The organism is Pantoea sp. RSPAM1 (assembly GCF_038816185.1).
Classification (GTDB): Bacteria; Pseudomonadota; Gammaproteobacteria; order Enterobacterales; family Enterobacteriaceae; genus Pantoea; species Pantoea ananatis.
In genome coordinates, this window is record NZ_CP046137.1 from 4,066,662 (window position 1) to 4,082,912 (window position 16,251).

Genomic DNA, 16,251 nt, shown 5'->3' on the forward strand with positions numbered 1-16,251 from the left:
CTTACAGTTTGATTTGGTTAGGATTTATCTGAACCGTTATCCACAGGCTTGCTGTAGATGGCATCCGGGGCAATATTCATGTGCTTGAGCACTGGCCCCATTATGTTACCGAACACCGGCGCGGCAACAGAGCCACCAAAGTGATCGCCCGCGGTAGGATGGTTAATCATGACCACCAGCGCCACCTCAGGATGGCTGGCCGGGGCAATACCTGCGGTATAGTTCACATAACCGCCGTCATACTTCCCGCTGCTGCCCATCTTTTCAGCCGTACCGGTTTTAGTGGCCAGCCGATAACCCGGTACCGCCGCTTTCAGTCCCGTGCCGCCCGGCAGGACGTCACTTTCCAGCATGTGTACCACTTCCTTGACCGTTTCCGGATTAGCGACCTGCTTGCCCAGCACCGGCGGCGTCACTTTGGTGATCGACAGCGGACGATAAACGCCATAGGAACCCAGCGTGGCGTATTCACGGGCAATTTGCAGCGGCGTGACGCGCAAACCGTAGCCGAAGGAGAAGGTCGCGCGTTCGATATCGGCCCAGCGCGTGCGGTGCAGCGGGAAATACCCCACGCTTTCGCCGGTCAGCCCCAGCCCGGTGGGTTTACCCAGGCCGAACGCGTAGTAGGTGTTCACCAGGGCTTCCGCCGGCATCGCCAGGGCGATATGAGAAACGCCGATGTCGCTCGATTTTTGCAGAATGCCGGTCATGGTCAGACGCGGCCAGTGACCGACGTCGCGAATCAGGTGGCCGTTAACCCGGTAAGGCGTGGTATCCAGCACGGAATCCGGCCGGACGAGGTGACGCTCCAGCCCTTCCATCACCACAAGGGGTTTTACCGTTGAACCCGGCTCATAGCTGTCATTAATGGCGGTATTGCGCATCTGCGCCGGGGTTGCCCCCTGATAGTTGTTGGGGTTGAACGAGGGATAAGAGGCCATCGCCAGAATCTCGCCCGTATCAATTTTGACCAGCACCGCCGCGCCCGAATCAGCCTTGTTTAACAGCACGCCATCGCGCAGCTTACTGTAGAGCGTGTACTGGCTGAATTTATCAATGCTGAGCTGCACCGTGGGCGGCTGAGTGGGCGGCTGGTAGCTAATCATCGAGATAATATTCCCCGCCGCATCCTGCCGGTAGACTTCTTTGCCCGGCTGGCCTTGCAGGACTTTATCAAAGCCCTTTTCCAGTCCGTTGAGGCCGGTGTTATCGGCTCCCACAATACCAATCAGCGGCGCGGAGGCTTCGCTCATCGGATAAAAGCGGCTGTCGTCGTAGACTTCACTGATGCCTTTAAGCTTCAGATCTTTAATATCTTTGGCGATCCCCAGTTCAACTTTACGCCCGAGATAGAGAAAACGACGTTTGGGGTTAGCGGTGATCTGCGCCGCGACCTCTTCGGGTCGCATACTTAACGCCGCCGCCAGATAGGCCCACTTGGCGCTGGTAAAATCAGGGTTGCTCTCCAGCACGCGCTGCGGATCGGCGATGACATCCCGCGACGGCACGCTGAGCGCCAGGGCTTCGCCGTTGCGATCCAGTAAGGTGCCACGGCTGGTCGGAAGCGTAACGGTACGCAGCGAGCGCTGATCGGCCTCGTGTTCCAGCATGGGCTGATTAAGAAACTGCAAATCGGCGACGCGCACCAGCAGAACAGCCATGCAGAAAAATACGCCCAGGCAGATCAGGCGAAAACGGAACGGGTTAAACGGGGCTTTTATCTGGTCTTTACCCAGTAGTTTTTTAATCCGGGGCATGGCAATCCGCTGCGCTTAAAAAAATGAGGTCAATCCCGCAGTTATAATCAAAGCACGGGCAAAAACACAGGAAAACTGTGTATCAGTTCGTTATCGTTAAGTTTATTTCGGGCAAAAAAAACCTGCGTATCTACGCAGGTCGGTGTAATCAAGAAAAAATCAGTTGATGTTCACCCATCAATACCTCTGGGATCCTGAATGTAGCAAGCGGAACGGCTTTTTCGCCACGACTGAAACGCAACAGATGCCTGCAAAATGTAACCAGCCGTGTGAACCTTAGGCTTTTGTGCAAACGGCATGTTTTTTAATGTCAACCAGGCAACTCATGGCGTTGGGTCCCTGCGTCAGGGATGACGTGCCGATATCCAGCGTTAACACATTGGGGTTACCCGCCCGGTCAAATGGCTGCCACGCTTTGCCAAAACCCGGATCAAACCAGGCGCCGGTGGAAATGATCACCACGCCCTGCTTCAGCCCCTCGGTGAGCCGCACGCCAGCCAGTATTTTGCCGCGCGCATTGCTGACCTCAATTTCGTCACCGTCTCCGATATCCCGCACCGCCGCATCCTGCGGATGCATGTACAGGGTTTCATGTCCGGCGGTTTTGTTGCCCTGAACGGTAGCCGTCGCATCTAACTGGCTGTGTAACCGGTCCGATGGCTGAATGGAGATCATGTGTAGCGGATAATCACGGCTGGCTGCCGCGCCCAGCCATTCCTGAGGCTCACGCCATTCCGGATGCCCGGCCATGTCCTCCAGGTGGTAGTCGGCGATGGTCTGGCAAAACAGCTCAATCTTACCGCTGGCCGTCTGTATCGGGTTGGCCTCGGGATCGGCGCGGAAGTCTTCCATAAAGATATAAGGCTTACCGCCTTCGGGGATCTCCACAAAGCCACGCTGCCAGAACTCACCAAACTCCGGAAAAGCAATGCCACGGCGGTCGTGAGCGACCGCGCACTGTTGATAGAGATGTTCTATCCACTGCATCTCGTTGCGCCCTTCAGTGAAGGTATCGCGATAGCCTAAGCGCTCGGCGAGATCGGCAAAAATATCAAAGTCGTTTCGTGCCTGATGTTGCGGCTTAATTGCCTGGTGCATGGCCAGTACGAAACGGTCACGTGATGAACCGCCGATGTCATTGCGCTCCAGCGTGGTGGTGGCGGGCAGCACGATATCGGCCATCTGCGCAGCCGGCGTCCAGACGATATCCTGCACTACCACGGTGTCCGGCTTCTGCCAGCCTTCCACCAGCCGGTTAAGCTGCTGGTGGTGGTGAAACGGATTGCCGCCCGCCCAGTGCACCATATGAATGTCCGGATAGTGCAGAGTTTCGCCCTGAAAACCATAAGGCTGCCCGGGATTGAGCAGCATGTCACTGATGCGGGCAACCGGAATGGACAGGCCTGAAGGGTTCGGTCCGGTGCTCATCATCGGCGCGGGGCCTTCCTGACGCGGATTGCCCACGCTGTTCATTGAACCGTGCCCAAACGAGAAGCCCGCGCCCGGCAAGCCCGGCTGCCCGAGCATGGAAGAGAGCGCGATCATCATCCAGTAAGGCTGTTCGCCGCGGTGGGCGCGCTGGACCGAATAGGAGCAGGTGATAAAACTGCGTTTGCCGATCAGCTGTCGGGCCAGATGGACAATGCGATCTGCCGGGATATCGGTGATCTTGCTGGCCCAGCCGGGCGTTTTGGCGATGCCGTCGCTTTCACCCAGCAGATAGGCACGTAGCTGTGGCCAGCCGGTGCAGTAACGGGCCAGGAACGCCTCGTCGGCCGCGCCACGCTGATAAATTTCGTAACCGAGTGCCAACATCAGCGCCACGTCGGTATTGGGCCGGATCGGGATCCAGTCCGCGTTAACAAACTCTGGGCAGTCATCGCGCATCGGGCTGATGTTAATCACCGGCGTGCCTTTTGCCGCCAGCTGCTGCAGCGCCGGTTTCAGGCTGTGCTGGCCTGCGCCGCCGGATGCTACCTGGGCATTTTTTAACGCCAGCCCACCGAAGGCGACAAACACCTCCGCATGTTCCACCACCTGCGGCCAGTCGGTGACGCGCCCGGTCAGCGGCATGTAGGTGCCCATCACGTAAGGCAGGAAAAACTGCGCGGCACCCCAGCTGTAGTTGCCTTGCTGATCAACGCCACCGCCGCCCTGAAAATAGAAGCGGCGCACCAGCGTACGCGCATGGTTGACGCGCCCTGCCGATGACCAGCCGTAAGAGCCATTAAAAATGCCGGATGCACCGTAGCGTTCGCGAATACGGCGATTTTCCTCTGCCACCAGATCCAGCGCCGTCTCCCAGTCAACGGCAACAAAATCTTCACGTCCTCGCAGCGTGCGGTCACTGTTTTCGCGCGATTTCAGCCATGAGCGGCGCACCATGGGCTGGCGAATACGTTTGTCTGAGTAAACCAGTTCCGGGATGGTGTTGAGCATCGGCGAGGGATCGGCGTCGGCAAAAAAAGGTTCACAGCCGATAAGACGGTCGTTTTCGCTTACCGCGGTAAAGGCGCCCCAGTGCGCCAGATGTGGCACTTTAATTTTCATGGTCATCGCTATGGCAGGTGTTGGGATCAGCAGCATAGCATGGGCTGCAACCTGAACAGAAGGCATCTCCAACCGTCTGATTTTACCCTGTTTGCGACAGCGCTGGCATTCTGTTGTCTTGATGTGCGCCCGCTTTTCCGTAACACTGGTGCGATGTGTAAACGTTTCCCCAAAATCAGGTAATCGCATGGCCACCATTAAGGATGTTGCCCGGTTGGCGGGAGTTTCCGTCGCCACGGTTTCCCGCGTCATCAACAATTCGCCCAAGGCCAGTGACAGTTCACGTCAGGCTGTGAATCAGGCGATGGAGTCGCTGCAGTATCATCCCAACGCCAATGCACGGGCGCTGGCGCAGCAGTCCACTGAAACCCTGGGGCTGGTGGTCGGGGATGTTTCCGATCCGTTTTTTGGCGCAATGGTGAAAGCCGTTGATGAGGTGGCGGGCCAGACGGGCAACTTTCTGCTGATTGGTAACGGTTACCATAATGAGCAAAAAGAGCGGCAGGCTATTGAGCAGCTGATGCGCCATCGCTGCGCGGCGCTGGTGGTGCACGCCAAGAAAATCCCCGACAGCGAGCTGGAAGTGTTGATGAAGCAGATGCCGGGCATGGTCTTACTGAACCGTCTGCTGAAGGGCTTTGAAAAGCGCTGCATCGCGCTGGACGACCGCTACGGCGCCTGGCTGGCGACGCGCCATCTGATTCAACTGGGCCATCAGAATATTGCGTTTATCTGCTCCACTCACACGATTTCCGATGCGGAGGATCGCCTGCAGGGTTATTACGACGCGCTGCAGGAGCACGGCCTGCCCTGCAACGATCGGCTGGTCGCCTGGGGCGAGCCGGACGAAGTCGGCGGCGAGCAGGCGATGACGGAGTTGCTGGGGCGCGGTAAAAACTTTAGCGCCGTGGCCTGCTACAACGACTCCATGGCCGCCGGTGCCCTGGCGGTGCTGAGCGACAACGGCGTGCAGGTGCCGGAAGAGATGTCACTCATCGGCTTCGATGACGTGCTGGTTTCCCGCTACGTTCGCCCTCGCTTAACCACGGTGCGTTACCCGATTGTTACCATGGCGCAGCAGGCCGCTGAACTGGCGCTGGCGCTGGCACATCAACAGCCGCTGCCGGAAGTGACCAATATGTTCAGCCCTACGCTGGTCCGCCGTCATTCGGTCGGTGGCCCCGCGACCTCATCCTGAGTTCGTCTTTACCTTGCCGCGACGCTCAGCGCGGCATAACCTCCCCTGGAAACCCATCCGCCAAATCATCCCCAAACCATTGTTCCGTATGTCTTTTCCATCCCTCATCTTCTGCGGAATAAGCCGGTGGCATTCGTGTTGCGGGAAGGTGGCAAGGTGAGTCATCCCCGGGAGCTTACTGCAGTAAGTGACCGGGGTGATGAGCCGCGGCCAACGCACCTGCGGCGCGAAGGACGCCAGCTTATTTGAAAGCATGCAGGAGGCGCTCGAGGGGCCGGACGAGAGCAATCACGGTCTCATCCTGTACCTGCGCCGCCGCATCCAGCTTCGCCTGCATCTGCGCCACTTCGCTGGCCCCGAACGCCTGGTTACGGACATAGGCATTCACCATCTCAATGCCCATGACGCTCAGCGCATCCACCTGTTTCGCGCTGCTTTCCAGCGCCTTGAGTGGCGCGCTGCCGTTGAGTAATGGCGCAACCTGAGCAGCGTTATCGTGCCAGCGCTGGAGTTGGGAGCGAATCGCTGCGGCAGCCGCCACGTTGCTTCTGTCTTCAACCAGCGCGACCACCTGCTTATCCAGCATTCTGACGGTGTCGCTTTCTGCCGGTAAAACATCGGCCAGCCGGTTCAGCGGTTCAAAGTAGTTGTAATGCCCGGCCTGAAACTTGAGGTGCTGGCGGGTGTAATACTGGGCTGGTTCCAGCGCCTGAGCCAGCACGCGCAGCGGCTGAATATCCGTGCTGTTTGCCAGCCGCGTCATCTGTCGGTCTGCCTGATCATGCTGCTGCAGCCCCACCGATACGGTTGTCCAGCGGTCCATTGCCGCCAGCCGCTGGTACATGCTGTCGGGATCGGTGACATCCTGGGCTGACCATAACCGCTCCGCCACCACAAACGCACGCGGCCAGAGTTTGGTATCAATAATCGCGCTGTTGACGTTTTCGGCCCACAGCGCGGCCTCACCGCCCAGCAGGTTTTGCTGCATCTGGCGCGCATCCGGCAGCACAGGCTGAATCCCCCTGGGTACCGCGTCGAGCCGCTGCCCTTCGGCCGCGTAACGGATGTTACCCACCAGCATGTATCCGCTCAGTTGATTGTTCGCCAGGGTGACGACCGGTTTGAACGGTCCCATCCAGGTATCCACCGTGAACGTCACCCGGTTCGCCGAAAACCAGTCGATGGCATTCACCAGACGACGCGATTTTCCGGCAAAGTCGATAAAACCGCGCCAGCCGTTGTGGCCGTTAATCAGGGTGAAACTCCCCGTTACCGGGCTGCCCTTTAACCGCGGCATGGTAAAGGACCAGCTCTGAGCCTGTTCGCCCGACTGCACGACATCCTGGCCGTTAAGGCCCTGAGGATAGATTTCGTTGCGATAGTGATAGCTGGCCGGCTGAGGCTGATCGAGATAAAAACCCGTGGACAGAATGCCGCGATAGCCGTTTTTCGCTACCGTGCCCAGTGCATCCTGTCCCTGCCAGGACTGAATCAAAATGCTGTGCGGCAGTTCGGGATGGGCAATTTCGTCCCAGCCCACCATGCGCCGCTGGTGTTTTTCGAGGATTTTCTCAACGCGCTGATTGAACCAGGCCTGCAGCGCATGGGGATCGGCTAACCCACGGTCGCGCATAAACTGCTGAACAGCGGCAGATGCCTGCCACTGGCTGGGATCCACCTCATCACCGCCGATATGCAGGTAGGGATCGGGGAAGATCGCCGCCATTTCCCCCACCAGCGCGTCAATAACCTGATAAACCTGTTCGTTGCTGGGATCCAGTAAGGGTTTGAAAACGCCCCACCCGCGTTCCATCTGATACGGGCCCGGCGCACTGATCAGTTCCGGCATCGCCACCGCCAGCGCGGAGGCATGACCGGGTATATCCAGCTCCGGCACCACGCGCACGCCACGCTCAGCCGCATACTGCACCACCTCACGCATCTCCGCCTGAGTATAGAAAAGCCCGTCGCTGGATTTCTGCTGCAGTTGCGGATAGCGGAGGGAGGCAAAGCGCCAGCCCTGATCGTCGGTGAGATGCCAGTGCAGCACGTTCATTCGCGCCGCCGCGATCCCATCGATCTGGCGTTTCAGCGTTCTGACCGGCATAAAATGGCGGGCGCTGTCGATAAGGATGCCGCGCCAGGCAAAGCGCGGTTTATCGTGAATCGTTACCCAGGGAATGCGGGTGCCTTCGGCACTGTTTTCTGTCAGCTGCAGTAAGGTTTCCATGCCGCGCATCGCGCCAAAGCGGCTGTTGGCTTTCAGCAGCACGCCGTCGCGGTTGACGTCCAGTTGGTAACTTTCGTCGCTGTCAGGCTGAGGGACGGGATTGACCGCCTGTGCGATGGCAATACGAATTGTGGGATGCTCAACCGGCTGAGCGGCGGGTAACAGCGGCCAGCCGGTTTGGCGAGCGATGCGCGACAGCCAGCGTGTTTCGGCGCCGGGCAGCTGGTCCCCGACAATCTGCAGCGTCAGCTGTGGGGTGAGCATCAGCCAGCCTGCTTGGGCAGGTTGCTCAACCTGCTGTGGCCACGGCATGAGCGGCAGCGTATCGGCGGCGGCGGAAAAGGTCAGCACACAACAACAGATCAGCACATTTCGACGTAACGGCACTGGCACGGCTCCCTGCAGGTCAATGGCTAAAAAGAACGCTAAACAGAGTTAAATCATTTTGCGCCGCTAAGCAAATTCGCCCGCCGGAAAAGGCGATCTCGGGTCTGTTTTTTTCAGTGTTGATTTTATCTTCTTGTTCAAAGCTTCTTTGCTTCAGGTCAAAAACAAGCCGATTAATTCACTGCAATTACTACATGTTGAGTCTAAAATCCGAAAAAACACCCATATGTAGTTAACGGAGAAAAAATGGCAACGGTGGTGGTGAAGCGCGACGGATGCCGCGTAGGCTTTGACTCACAGCGTATCGCCGCAGCAGTGAAGGCTGCGGCACGGGCGGCAAACGTGGAAGATGCACGGTGGTGCGACACGGTGGCTGATCGGGTCAGCACTCAACTGGCCCATCGTCAGGAAGTGGACATCGGTGACATCCAGTATGCTGTGGAAGAAACGCTCATGGCCGGGCCTTACCCGCAGCTGGCACGGACCTATATTGAGTATCGTCACGATCGCGACGTTGAGCGCGAGCGCCGCAGCCATCTGCATCACGCCATTCGTGGTCTGGTGGATCAGACCAACGCCGCCCTGCTGCATGAAAATGCGAATAAAGACAGCAAAGTGATCCCCACCCAGCGCGATCTGCTGGCCGGGATCGTCGCGAAGCACTATGCGCAGCAGCAGATCCTCCCCCGGGATGTCGTTCAGGCGCATGAACGTGGCGAGATCCACTATCACGATCTCGATTATTCCCCCTTCTTCCCCATGTTCAACTGCATGCTGATCGACCTGAAAGGGATGCTGACCAACGGCTTCAAGATGGGTAATGCCGAGATCGAGCCGCCAAAATCCATCGCCACCGCAACGGCCGTCACGGCGCAGATCATTGCGCAGGTCGCCAGCCATATTTACGGTGGAACCACGCTGAACCGGATTGATGAAGTGCTGGCACCCTATGTGGAAAAGAGCTTCGCAAAACACCTTGCCGTGGCGCAGAACTGGCACATTCCGCAGGCGGACGCCTATGCTCGCGAACGTACCGAAAAAGAGTGCTATGACGCCTTCCAGTCGCTGGAATACGAGGTAAATACGTTACACACGGCAAACGGGCAAACCCCGTTCGTGACCTTTGGTTTTGGCCTGGGCACGAGCTGGGCGGCACGGCTGGTTCAGACCTCTATTTTGCGTAACCGCCTGGCGGGGCTGGGTAAAAATCACAAAACCGCCGTGTTCCCCAAGCTGGTCTTTACGATTCGGGAAGGCGTGAACCGCCGTGCTGGCGAGGTTAACTACGATATTAAGCAACTGGCGCTGACCTGTGCCAGTAAGCGGATGTATCCCGACATTCTGAATTATGATCAGGTGGTTCAAGTCACTGGCTCCTTTAAAACCCCTATGGGCTGCCGCAGTTTTCTGGGCGTTTACGAGGAAAACGGTGAGCAGATTCATGAAGGCCGGAACAATATCGGCGTCATCAGCCTTAATTTACCGCGCATTGCGCTGGAAGCCCGGGGCGACGAAGCGCGTTTCTGGGCCCTGCTGGATGAGAGGCTAATGCTGGCGAAGCGGGCGCTCATGACGCGCGTTGCCAGACTCGAAAAAACCAAAGCCCGCGTTGCGCCTATCCTGTACATGGAAGGTGCCTGCGGCGTGCGGCTTAATGCCGATGATGAGATTGGCCCCATTTTCCGCAATGGCCGCGCCTCGCTGTCGCTGGGCTATATCGGTCTGCATGAAACCCTGAATGCCCTGAGTGGCGCGCAGCACCATCCTTTCGATGATGCGGCGCTGCGCGCTAAAGGCGTTGCCATCGTGGCCCATATGCGTGCAGCTACCGATGCCTGGAAAGACGAAACCGGCTACGGCTTTAGTCTCTACAGCACGCCCAGTGAGAACCTGTGCGACCGCTTCTGTCGTCTGGATGCCGCGCAGTTTGGCGTGGTAAAGGGGGTGACCGATAAAGGCTACTACACCAACAGCTTCCATCTGGATGTTGAGAAGAAGGTGAACCCCTACGATAAGATCGATTTTGAAGCGCCCTATCCGTCGTTGGCTAACGGCGGGTTTATCTGTTACGGCGAATATCCCAACGTGCAGCACAACCTCAAGGCGCTGGAAGACGTGTGGGATTACAGCTATGACCGCGTGCCCTACTACGGCACCAACACGCCGATTGACGAGTGTTACGACTGCGGGTTCAACGGCGAATTCACCTGCACCAGTCGCGGCTTTACCTGCCCCAACTGCGGCAATCACGATCCTGCCCGGGTTTCCGTTACGCGACGCGTATGTGGCTATCTCGGCAGCCCGGATGCGCGCCCGTTTAACGCCGGTAAACAGCAGGAAGTGCAGCGTCGGGTGAAGCACCTGGATAGCGGACAGCTGGGATGATGCGCATCCATCGTTACTACGATGTGGATATCGTGAACGGGCCCGGTACACGCTGTACGCTGTTTGTCTCAGGCTGCGAGCACCAGTGTCGCGGCTGTTACAACCAGAGCACCTGGCGGCTGGATTCCGGCGTGCCGTTTACACTGGAAATGGAGGAGCAGCTGTTAGCAGATTTACAGGATACACGTATCCCGCGTCAGGGTTTATCGCTGAGCGGCGGCGATCCGCTGCATCCTCACAACGTGCCGCATGTTCGTCGGTTAGTGAAACGGGTAAAACAGGCGTGCCCAGGCAAAGATATCTGGTTGTGGACCGGCTATGATTTGCAGGCACTCAGCCCGGCACAGCGCGCGATCCTGCCCTGGATAGACGTGGTGATTGACGGGCGGTTTGAAGAGGCAGAACGCGATGCTACGCTCCTGTGGCGCGGCAGCCGAAATCAGAAAATCTGGTATCTACGCTGAAACACGGGGGATCGCGCCGGACTCGATCAGCGTGAACCCCGTATTTTCTTCGGCAAACGCCTGGTGATGCAGGCAGCGAGCCACGTCCTGAGCCGATACGGCACGCCAGTTGCCTGGCAACCAGGCGAACAGCGGCGCCATCAGGCTTTCTCCCCGACGTTTATCTTTTCGTTCACCCAGCAACAGCGAAGGCCGGACCACCGTCAGGCTCGGCCACGCCTGATGGCGCAGCGCGTTTTCCATCTCACCTTTCACGCGATTGTATAAAAAGGGGGAGTGACGGTTAGCACCGTGCGCACTGACCACCAGCATCTTTTTGGCACCCAGACGTAACGCGTTCAGGGCGGTATCCACCACCAGCGTGTAATCCACGTGAATAAAGGCCTCTTTACTGCCCGCCTGCTTACGCGTGGTGCCCAGACAGCAAAATACCGTCGTCAGCGGTGCCTCCAGCGGGCGCAGAACATCCGTAAGATCGGCTTCAACAGGGTTGACGACCTTGTTCATTGCAGGAAGCGCATGACGACTGGGCGCAATAATTTCATCCACGCGCGGATCGTCGATCAGTAAACGCAGCAGACAGGATCCTACCAGGCCGGTTGCGCCCGTCAGTAATACACGATTCATCTCAGAATATTCCCTGTTTCGCTGCCAGCCGTGCAAAATCTGGCCAATGTGAGCCGCCTGGCTTGCGTTCTCAGAATCGACGACCAAGCTTAACAGGTCATCAGGATAGCGCAGTATGCGCCTGACATACCTAAAGGAGAGTATAGATGAGCACCAAGATTGCGGTTCTGATCACCGATGAATTTGAAGACTCTGAGTTTACCTCGCCAGCCGAAGTCTACAAGCGTGCAGGCTATGAGGTGGTGACCATTGAGGAGCAGGCGGGTAAAACCGTCAAGGGCAAACAGGGCGATGCTGAAGTCACCATCGATCGCAGCATCGACGACGTTAGCCCGGCGGAATTTGACGCACTGCTGCTGCCAGGTGGACACTCGCCGGATGCACTGCGCGGTGACGACCGCTTTGTTGCCTTTACCAAAGACTTTGTGGCCAGCGGCAAACCCATCTTTGCCATCTGCCACGGGCCACAACTGCTGATCAGCGCAAACGGCGTTCGCGGTCGTAAAATGACCAGCGTGAAGGCCATTGCGATCGACCTGATCAATGCAGGTGCCGACTTCCGTGATGAGGAAGTGGTGGTTGACGCTGACAAGCTGGTCACCAGCCGTACGCCGGCGGATCTGCCTGCCTTTAACCGTGAGTCCCTGCGTATTCTGCAGGCACTGTAACGGTCCGCGCCCTTTTCCGCCAGGAAGGGGGCGCTTTATTTACGCCTCGCGTTGCCAGAGAATTTTTTTGCCGAAACCCAACGCATTGTCGGTCATTTTCAGCTCATCAAGCGTAATTTCCCATAGGGGCGCGGAAACCTTGCGCGAAACCGGGAAGCGACGTTGGTACGCGGTGCGCGCCTCAGACGCGTCTTCTTCGCTGAGCGGCCGGATATGACCCCGATACTGCACGCCTTTAATCAGCAGTACCGTCTTCGGCTGTCCGTTGATTGTCCCCGCCACGCGGTTATTTTTCATTGCTAACAGGCCATGGCGCGTATCCGACTCCGTCATGAGCCAGAAGGCCATGCGTGATTCATCAAACACGTAGTAGCAGTTTGCACACCACAGATCGTCGTCAGCACAGCAGCACAGGGACAGCACATGCTGCTTTTTCAGGTAGCGAACAAGATGGGCAAGGTCAGACACAATCAACTCCGGGTAAGGGCGACGGATAGCACGGCGCAAAGAAGCGCGCTACACTGCCGGGCGGGCATTTCTGGAACACATTATGAGTCAGCACTGGCAACTTTACCTGATACAAACGGCCGCAGGCATGCTGTATACCGGCATCACAACCGACGTTGTGCGCCGCCTTGGACAACATGCCTGTGGGCGCGGGGCCCGGGCCCTGCGCGGTAAGGGCCCATTGGCGCTGGTCTATGCCTGCGCGGCGGGCGACCGGTCGCAGGCCTCCGCACTGGAGTACCGGGTTAAGCAACTGACCCGTCAACGAAAACTACAGTTGGTTGCCGAGCAACCCGTAAGCCTTGAAGCATGGCTTAGCTCAGTTTATTAAACGGGGCTGAATACTCAATGCGTCCTTCAGCGCCGTCAAAGGCGTTGTCTGCCAGGGGGTAAACCTGGAAAGCGGCTTCGCTGTCTGGCCAGCGGCAGTGCAAACCGTGGCGTGCTGCAGGCTCAAAGCCCAGATGGTTATACAGCGCAGGATCGCCCAGCACCACAACTGCGCTGTAGCCAAACTCATTCAGCGTATCCAGACCTTCGTAGACCAGCTGTTTAGCGATGCCTTGACCGCGCAGGCTTTCATCCACGGCCAGCGGTGCCAGTCCGACCCAGTTGCGATCTTCGCCCTGCATGGTGACAGGGCTAAAGGCAGCATAGCCCAGCACCTGCCCTTCATCATCTGTGGCGACGACGCCCAGGGTCAACAGGCCATCTTCGCGTAGGGCCTGAGTCAGCTCGGCTTCGGCTGAGGTGGGAAAACAGCGTCGCAGCAATGCATCAATACCGGCGGCGTCTACGCCAATTTCCGTTCGTATTAACATGAGACACCCGCGCGTGCCTGTGCGGCTCTCGCGTCCTGTTGCATTGTTGTCTCCACTATTGCAGCCATCTGCTGGATGGCAGTACGTAACCCCTTGGGCATGGTGTCGAGTTCAATTGCATCCATTACGTTCTTAACCTCCAGTCCCAGTTCCGTATCCCCTTCAATCAGCAGTCTGCGCTGAAAGAAAAGCATGTCTGGATCCGCTTTGCGTGCTGCTACCAGCAACAAATCATTGGCGTTGCCCCGGAACCAGACATCTGCTTCGGTATTCTGCAACACCCTCAGTCGGCCACTTTTAAGCGTGGTGATCCACGTGAGATTAACATCGCTAATCTCAATACCCAAAAAGCGCCCGTGAAGAAAGTCTAACTCACCTTCGGCTAAAGCATGACGAAATTGCCAGTTTAAGAGTTGTTGCAAGGCCTGCTTCTTCAATATGAAAGGAGCAAGTGTTGCAGGTAAGCTAAGGATTCTGGGGCCGTTTTTGACTAAACTGGCAGATAACCGCTGGAACACGTTTTGCACTCCTGTCACAAAAAATTTTAGCTATATTGCCACAGAGTGCCATTCCCGCCTCCTTTGAGATCAATAAAACCTATCGTAAGCGGATTAAAAAAAAGCCAGACTCTCTCATCAATGACGGTTTCACTGCCCCAAATCAACATTTGCCCAAAGCGCCATGACTAGACTCGTGCTCCATCTGCATCACGAGAGGATTGAGTATGGAGCTGCTGTGTCCGGCCGGAAACCTGCCTGCGATACGAAGTGCGGTTGAAAATGGTGCCGATGCGGTTTATGTCGGACTGAAAGATGACACCAACGCGCGTCACTTTGCTGGATTGAATTTTACAGATAAGAAACTGCGCGAAGCGGCGTACTACCTTCATCAGCATCGCCGTAAGCTGCACGTGGCGATCAATACCTTTGCACATCCCGACGGCATGCCGCGCTGGCAGCGGGCCATTGATGTGGCGGCAGACAGCGGTGCTGATGCGCTGATCCTGGCGGATATTGCGACGCTGGAATATGCCACCGCACGCTATCCTCATATCGAACGTCATCTGTCAGTGCAGGCTTCCGCCACCAACCTTGAAGCCATTCGTTTTTATCATCGCCATTTCGATTTGCACCGCGTGGTGCTGCCGCGCGTCCTGTCGATTCATCAGGTAAAACAGCTGGCGCGCAGTACACCTGTTCCGCTGGAGGTCTTTGCCTTTGGCAGCCTGTGCATCATGGCCGAGGGCCGCTGCTATCTCTCCTCCTGGCTTACCGGTGAATCGCCAAACAGTAAAGGCGCCTGCTCGCCGGCGAAGTTTGTGCGCTGGCAGCAAACGCCGATCGGGATGGAGGTGCGGCTGAATGAGGTGTTGATTGACCGCTATCGCGCAGAGGAAAGCGCCGGCTACCCGACGCTGTGCAAAGGCCGTTATCAGGTTGACGACCAGCGCTATCACGTGCTGGAAGAGCCCACCAGTCTGAATACGCTTGAACTGTTGCCAGAGCTGATGCGGGCAAGGATTGCCTCCGTAAAAATCGAAGGCCGTCAGCGCAGCCCTGCCTACGTTTCCGATGTCGCCCGCGTCTGGCGTCAGGCTATCGATCGCTGTCAAGCTCAACCGGATGACTTTGAAGTGGCACAGCAGTGGATGAAGACGCTAGGGGCGCTGTCAGAAGGCACGCAGACCACCTTAGGCGCCTATCATCGTGACTGGCAGTGAGGAAAAACCATGAAATACTCTCTCGGCCCCGTGCTCTGGTACTGGCCCACCGCCACGCTGGAACATTTTTATCACCTCACTGCTGACAGTAGCGCTGACATTGTTTGTCTTGGGGAAGCCGTCTGCAGCAAGCGTCGCGCCACGCCTTTTGCCGCCTGGATGGATTTAGCACGCATGCTGTCAGCCCGTGGGAAGCAGGTGGTCATAAGCACGCTGGCTTTACTGCAATCGCCTTCTGAGCTTAAAGAGCTACAGCGCTATGTAGAGAATGGCGAGTTTATTATTGAGGCCAACGACCTGGGCACCGTGAATATGGCGGCAGAGCGCAGGCTGCCCTTCGTTGCGGGGCCCACGCTCAATGTTTATAACGCCGATGCGCTGCAGCTTTTAGTCAAAGAGGGCATGACGCGCTGGTGCTTGCCCGTTGAAATGCCGCGCGACTGGCTAGTGGAACTGCTCCAGCAGTGTGAGACAAGGGGCATCCGCCGGCAGTTCGAGGTGGAGGTGCTGGGTTATGGTCATTTGCCGCTGGCCCTGTCAGCCCGCTGCTTTACAGCACGTTCGGAGAATCGCGCCAAAGATGCCTGCGAAACCTGCTGTATTCATTATCCTCATGGACGCCGGGTTCTCTCACAGGAATCGCAACAGGTTTTTGTCCTGAACGGTATCCAGACCCTGAGCGGTTACTGCTATAACCTGGGGAACGATCTGGTTGGTATGCACAACTATGTCGATATCGTGCGGTTGTCACCTCAGGATGAGGAAACCTTAAGCCTGATTGACCGTTTCCGCGCAAATGAAGAGGGGCAGGCTCCCCTGGATCTGGCGAAAAATCGTGACTGTAATGGCTACTGGCGCAAACTGCCGGGCATGGTTTTGCAGGCTGGCGACTGAAAGGCACATACAGGCAACATAGGGCGAGTGTAAAAAGTTTTAA

At 57.3% G+C, this 16,251-nt stretch carries 14 protein-coding genes; 7 read left to right on the forward strand and 7 right to left on the reverse strand.

The features are described from left to right. Positions 1–17: 17 nt before the first annotated feature. Both GKC68_RS19515 and GKC68_RS19520 read right to left on the reverse strand, forming a co-directional pair. Positions 18–1,757, reverse strand: coding sequence for a penicillin-binding transpeptidase domain-containing protein (locus tag GKC68_RS19515; RefSeq protein WP_028723057.1), 1,740 nt, complete (start codon positions 1,755–1,757; stop codon positions 18–20). A 276-nt stretch (positions 1,758–2,033) separates the two neighbouring features. Next, positions 2,034–4,307, reverse strand: a complete 2,274-nt coding sequence (locus GKC68_RS19520) for a molybdopterin guanine dinucleotide-containing S/N-oxide reductase (RefSeq protein ID WP_110956623.1) — start codon at positions 4,305–4,307, stop codon at positions 2,034–2,036. Positions 4,308–4,494: 187 nt separating this feature from the next. On the opposite strand from GKC68_RS19520, the gene galR reads away from it, so the two are divergent. Further along, positions 4,495–5,505 carry an HTH-type transcriptional regulator GalR gene (gene galR / locus GKC68_RS19525; protein ID WP_028723059.1) on the forward strand — a complete coding sequence of 337 codons (1,011 nt, stop codon included), beginning with the start codon at positions 4,495–4,497 and terminating at the stop codon, positions 5,503–5,505. Positions 5,506–5,746: 241 nt separating this feature from the next. Here galR and GKC68_RS19530 read toward each other — a convergent pair whose 3' ends face one another. Next, on the reverse strand, positions 5,747–8,122 hold the full coding sequence (locus GKC68_RS19530; protein ID WP_342656441.1) for a family 20 glycosylhydrolase: 2,376 nt from the start codon (positions 8,120–8,122) through the stop codon (positions 5,747–5,749). A 246-nt stretch (positions 8,123–8,368) separates the two neighbouring features. Here GKC68_RS19530 and nrdD point away from each other — a divergent pair, with 246 nt between their 5' ends. Further along, positions 8,369–10,507, forward strand: coding sequence for an anaerobic ribonucleoside-triphosphate reductase (gene nrdD / locus GKC68_RS19535; protein ID WP_047714818.1), 2,139 nt, complete (start codon positions 8,369–8,371; stop codon positions 10,505–10,507). Beyond that, positions 10,504–10,971: an anaerobic ribonucleoside-triphosphate reductase-activating protein gene (gene nrdG, locus GKC68_RS19540; RefSeq protein WP_047714819.1), complete on the forward strand. Its 468-nt coding sequence runs from the start codon at positions 10,504–10,506 to the stop codon at positions 10,969–10,971. The genes nrdD and nrdG overlap by 4 nt, the downstream gene beginning before the upstream one ends. On the opposite strand, the gene GKC68_RS19545 is transcribed toward nrdG, so the two are convergent. Beyond that, positions 10,963–11,598, reverse strand: a complete 636-nt coding sequence (locus tag GKC68_RS19545) for an NAD(P)H-binding protein (protein WP_058706545.1) — start codon at positions 11,596–11,598, stop codon at positions 10,963–10,965. The two genes, nrdG and GKC68_RS19545, sit on opposite strands and share 9 nt — an antisense overlap. A 146-nt stretch (positions 11,599–11,744) precedes the next feature. Here GKC68_RS19545 and GKC68_RS19550 point away from each other — a divergent pair, with 146 nt between their 5' ends. After that, positions 11,745–12,266: a type 1 glutamine amidotransferase domain-containing protein gene (locus GKC68_RS19550; RefSeq protein ID WP_028723064.1), complete on the forward strand. Its 522-nt coding sequence runs from the start codon at positions 11,745–11,747 to the stop codon at positions 12,264–12,266. 39 nt (positions 12,267–12,305) lie between these two features. Here the strand turns inward: GKC68_RS19550 and GKC68_RS19555 are convergent, their stop codons facing one another. Further along, entirely contained in the window at positions 12,306–12,734 is a 429-nt protein-coding gene (locus GKC68_RS19555; protein ID WP_047714821.1) for a YhbP family protein, read from the reverse strand. A gap of 82 nt (positions 12,735–12,816) precedes the next feature. Between GKC68_RS19555 and GKC68_RS19560 the strand changes: the two genes are divergently transcribed. Beyond that, positions 12,817–13,104, forward strand: coding sequence for a GIY-YIG nuclease family protein (locus GKC68_RS19560; protein ID WP_028723066.1), 288 nt, complete (start codon positions 12,817–12,819; stop codon positions 13,102–13,104). Here GKC68_RS19560 and GKC68_RS19565 read toward each other — a convergent pair. Both GKC68_RS19565 and GKC68_RS19570 read right to left on the reverse strand, forming a co-directional pair. Then, the gene (locus tag GKC68_RS19565; RefSeq protein WP_028723067.1) at positions 13,088–13,594 is read right to left on the reverse strand and encodes an N-acetyltransferase; all 507 of its coding nucleotides are present in this window, start codon (positions 13,592–13,594) and stop codon (positions 13,088–13,090) included. The genes GKC68_RS19560 and GKC68_RS19565 overlap by 17 nt on opposite strands. Beyond that, positions 13,588–14,112 (reverse strand): SCP2 domain-containing protein, encoded by a 525-nt coding sequence (locus tag GKC68_RS19570; RefSeq protein ID WP_342656442.1) that lies wholly within the window; start codon positions 14,110–14,112, stop codon positions 13,588–13,590. The genes GKC68_RS19565 and GKC68_RS19570 overlap by 7 nt, the downstream gene beginning before the upstream one ends. 206 nt (positions 14,113–14,318) lie before the next feature. Here GKC68_RS19570 and GKC68_RS19575 point away from each other — a divergent pair, with 206 nt between their 5' ends. After that, entirely contained in the window at positions 14,319–15,314 is a 996-nt protein-coding gene (locus tag GKC68_RS19575; protein ID WP_342656443.1) for a peptidase U32 family protein, read from the forward strand. Positions 15,315–15,323: 9 nt separating this feature from the next. After that, positions 15,324–16,208, forward strand: coding sequence for a U32 family peptidase (locus GKC68_RS19580; protein WP_058706544.1), 885 nt, complete (start codon positions 15,324–15,326; stop codon positions 16,206–16,208). Positions 16,209–16,251 lie beyond the last annotated feature (43 nt).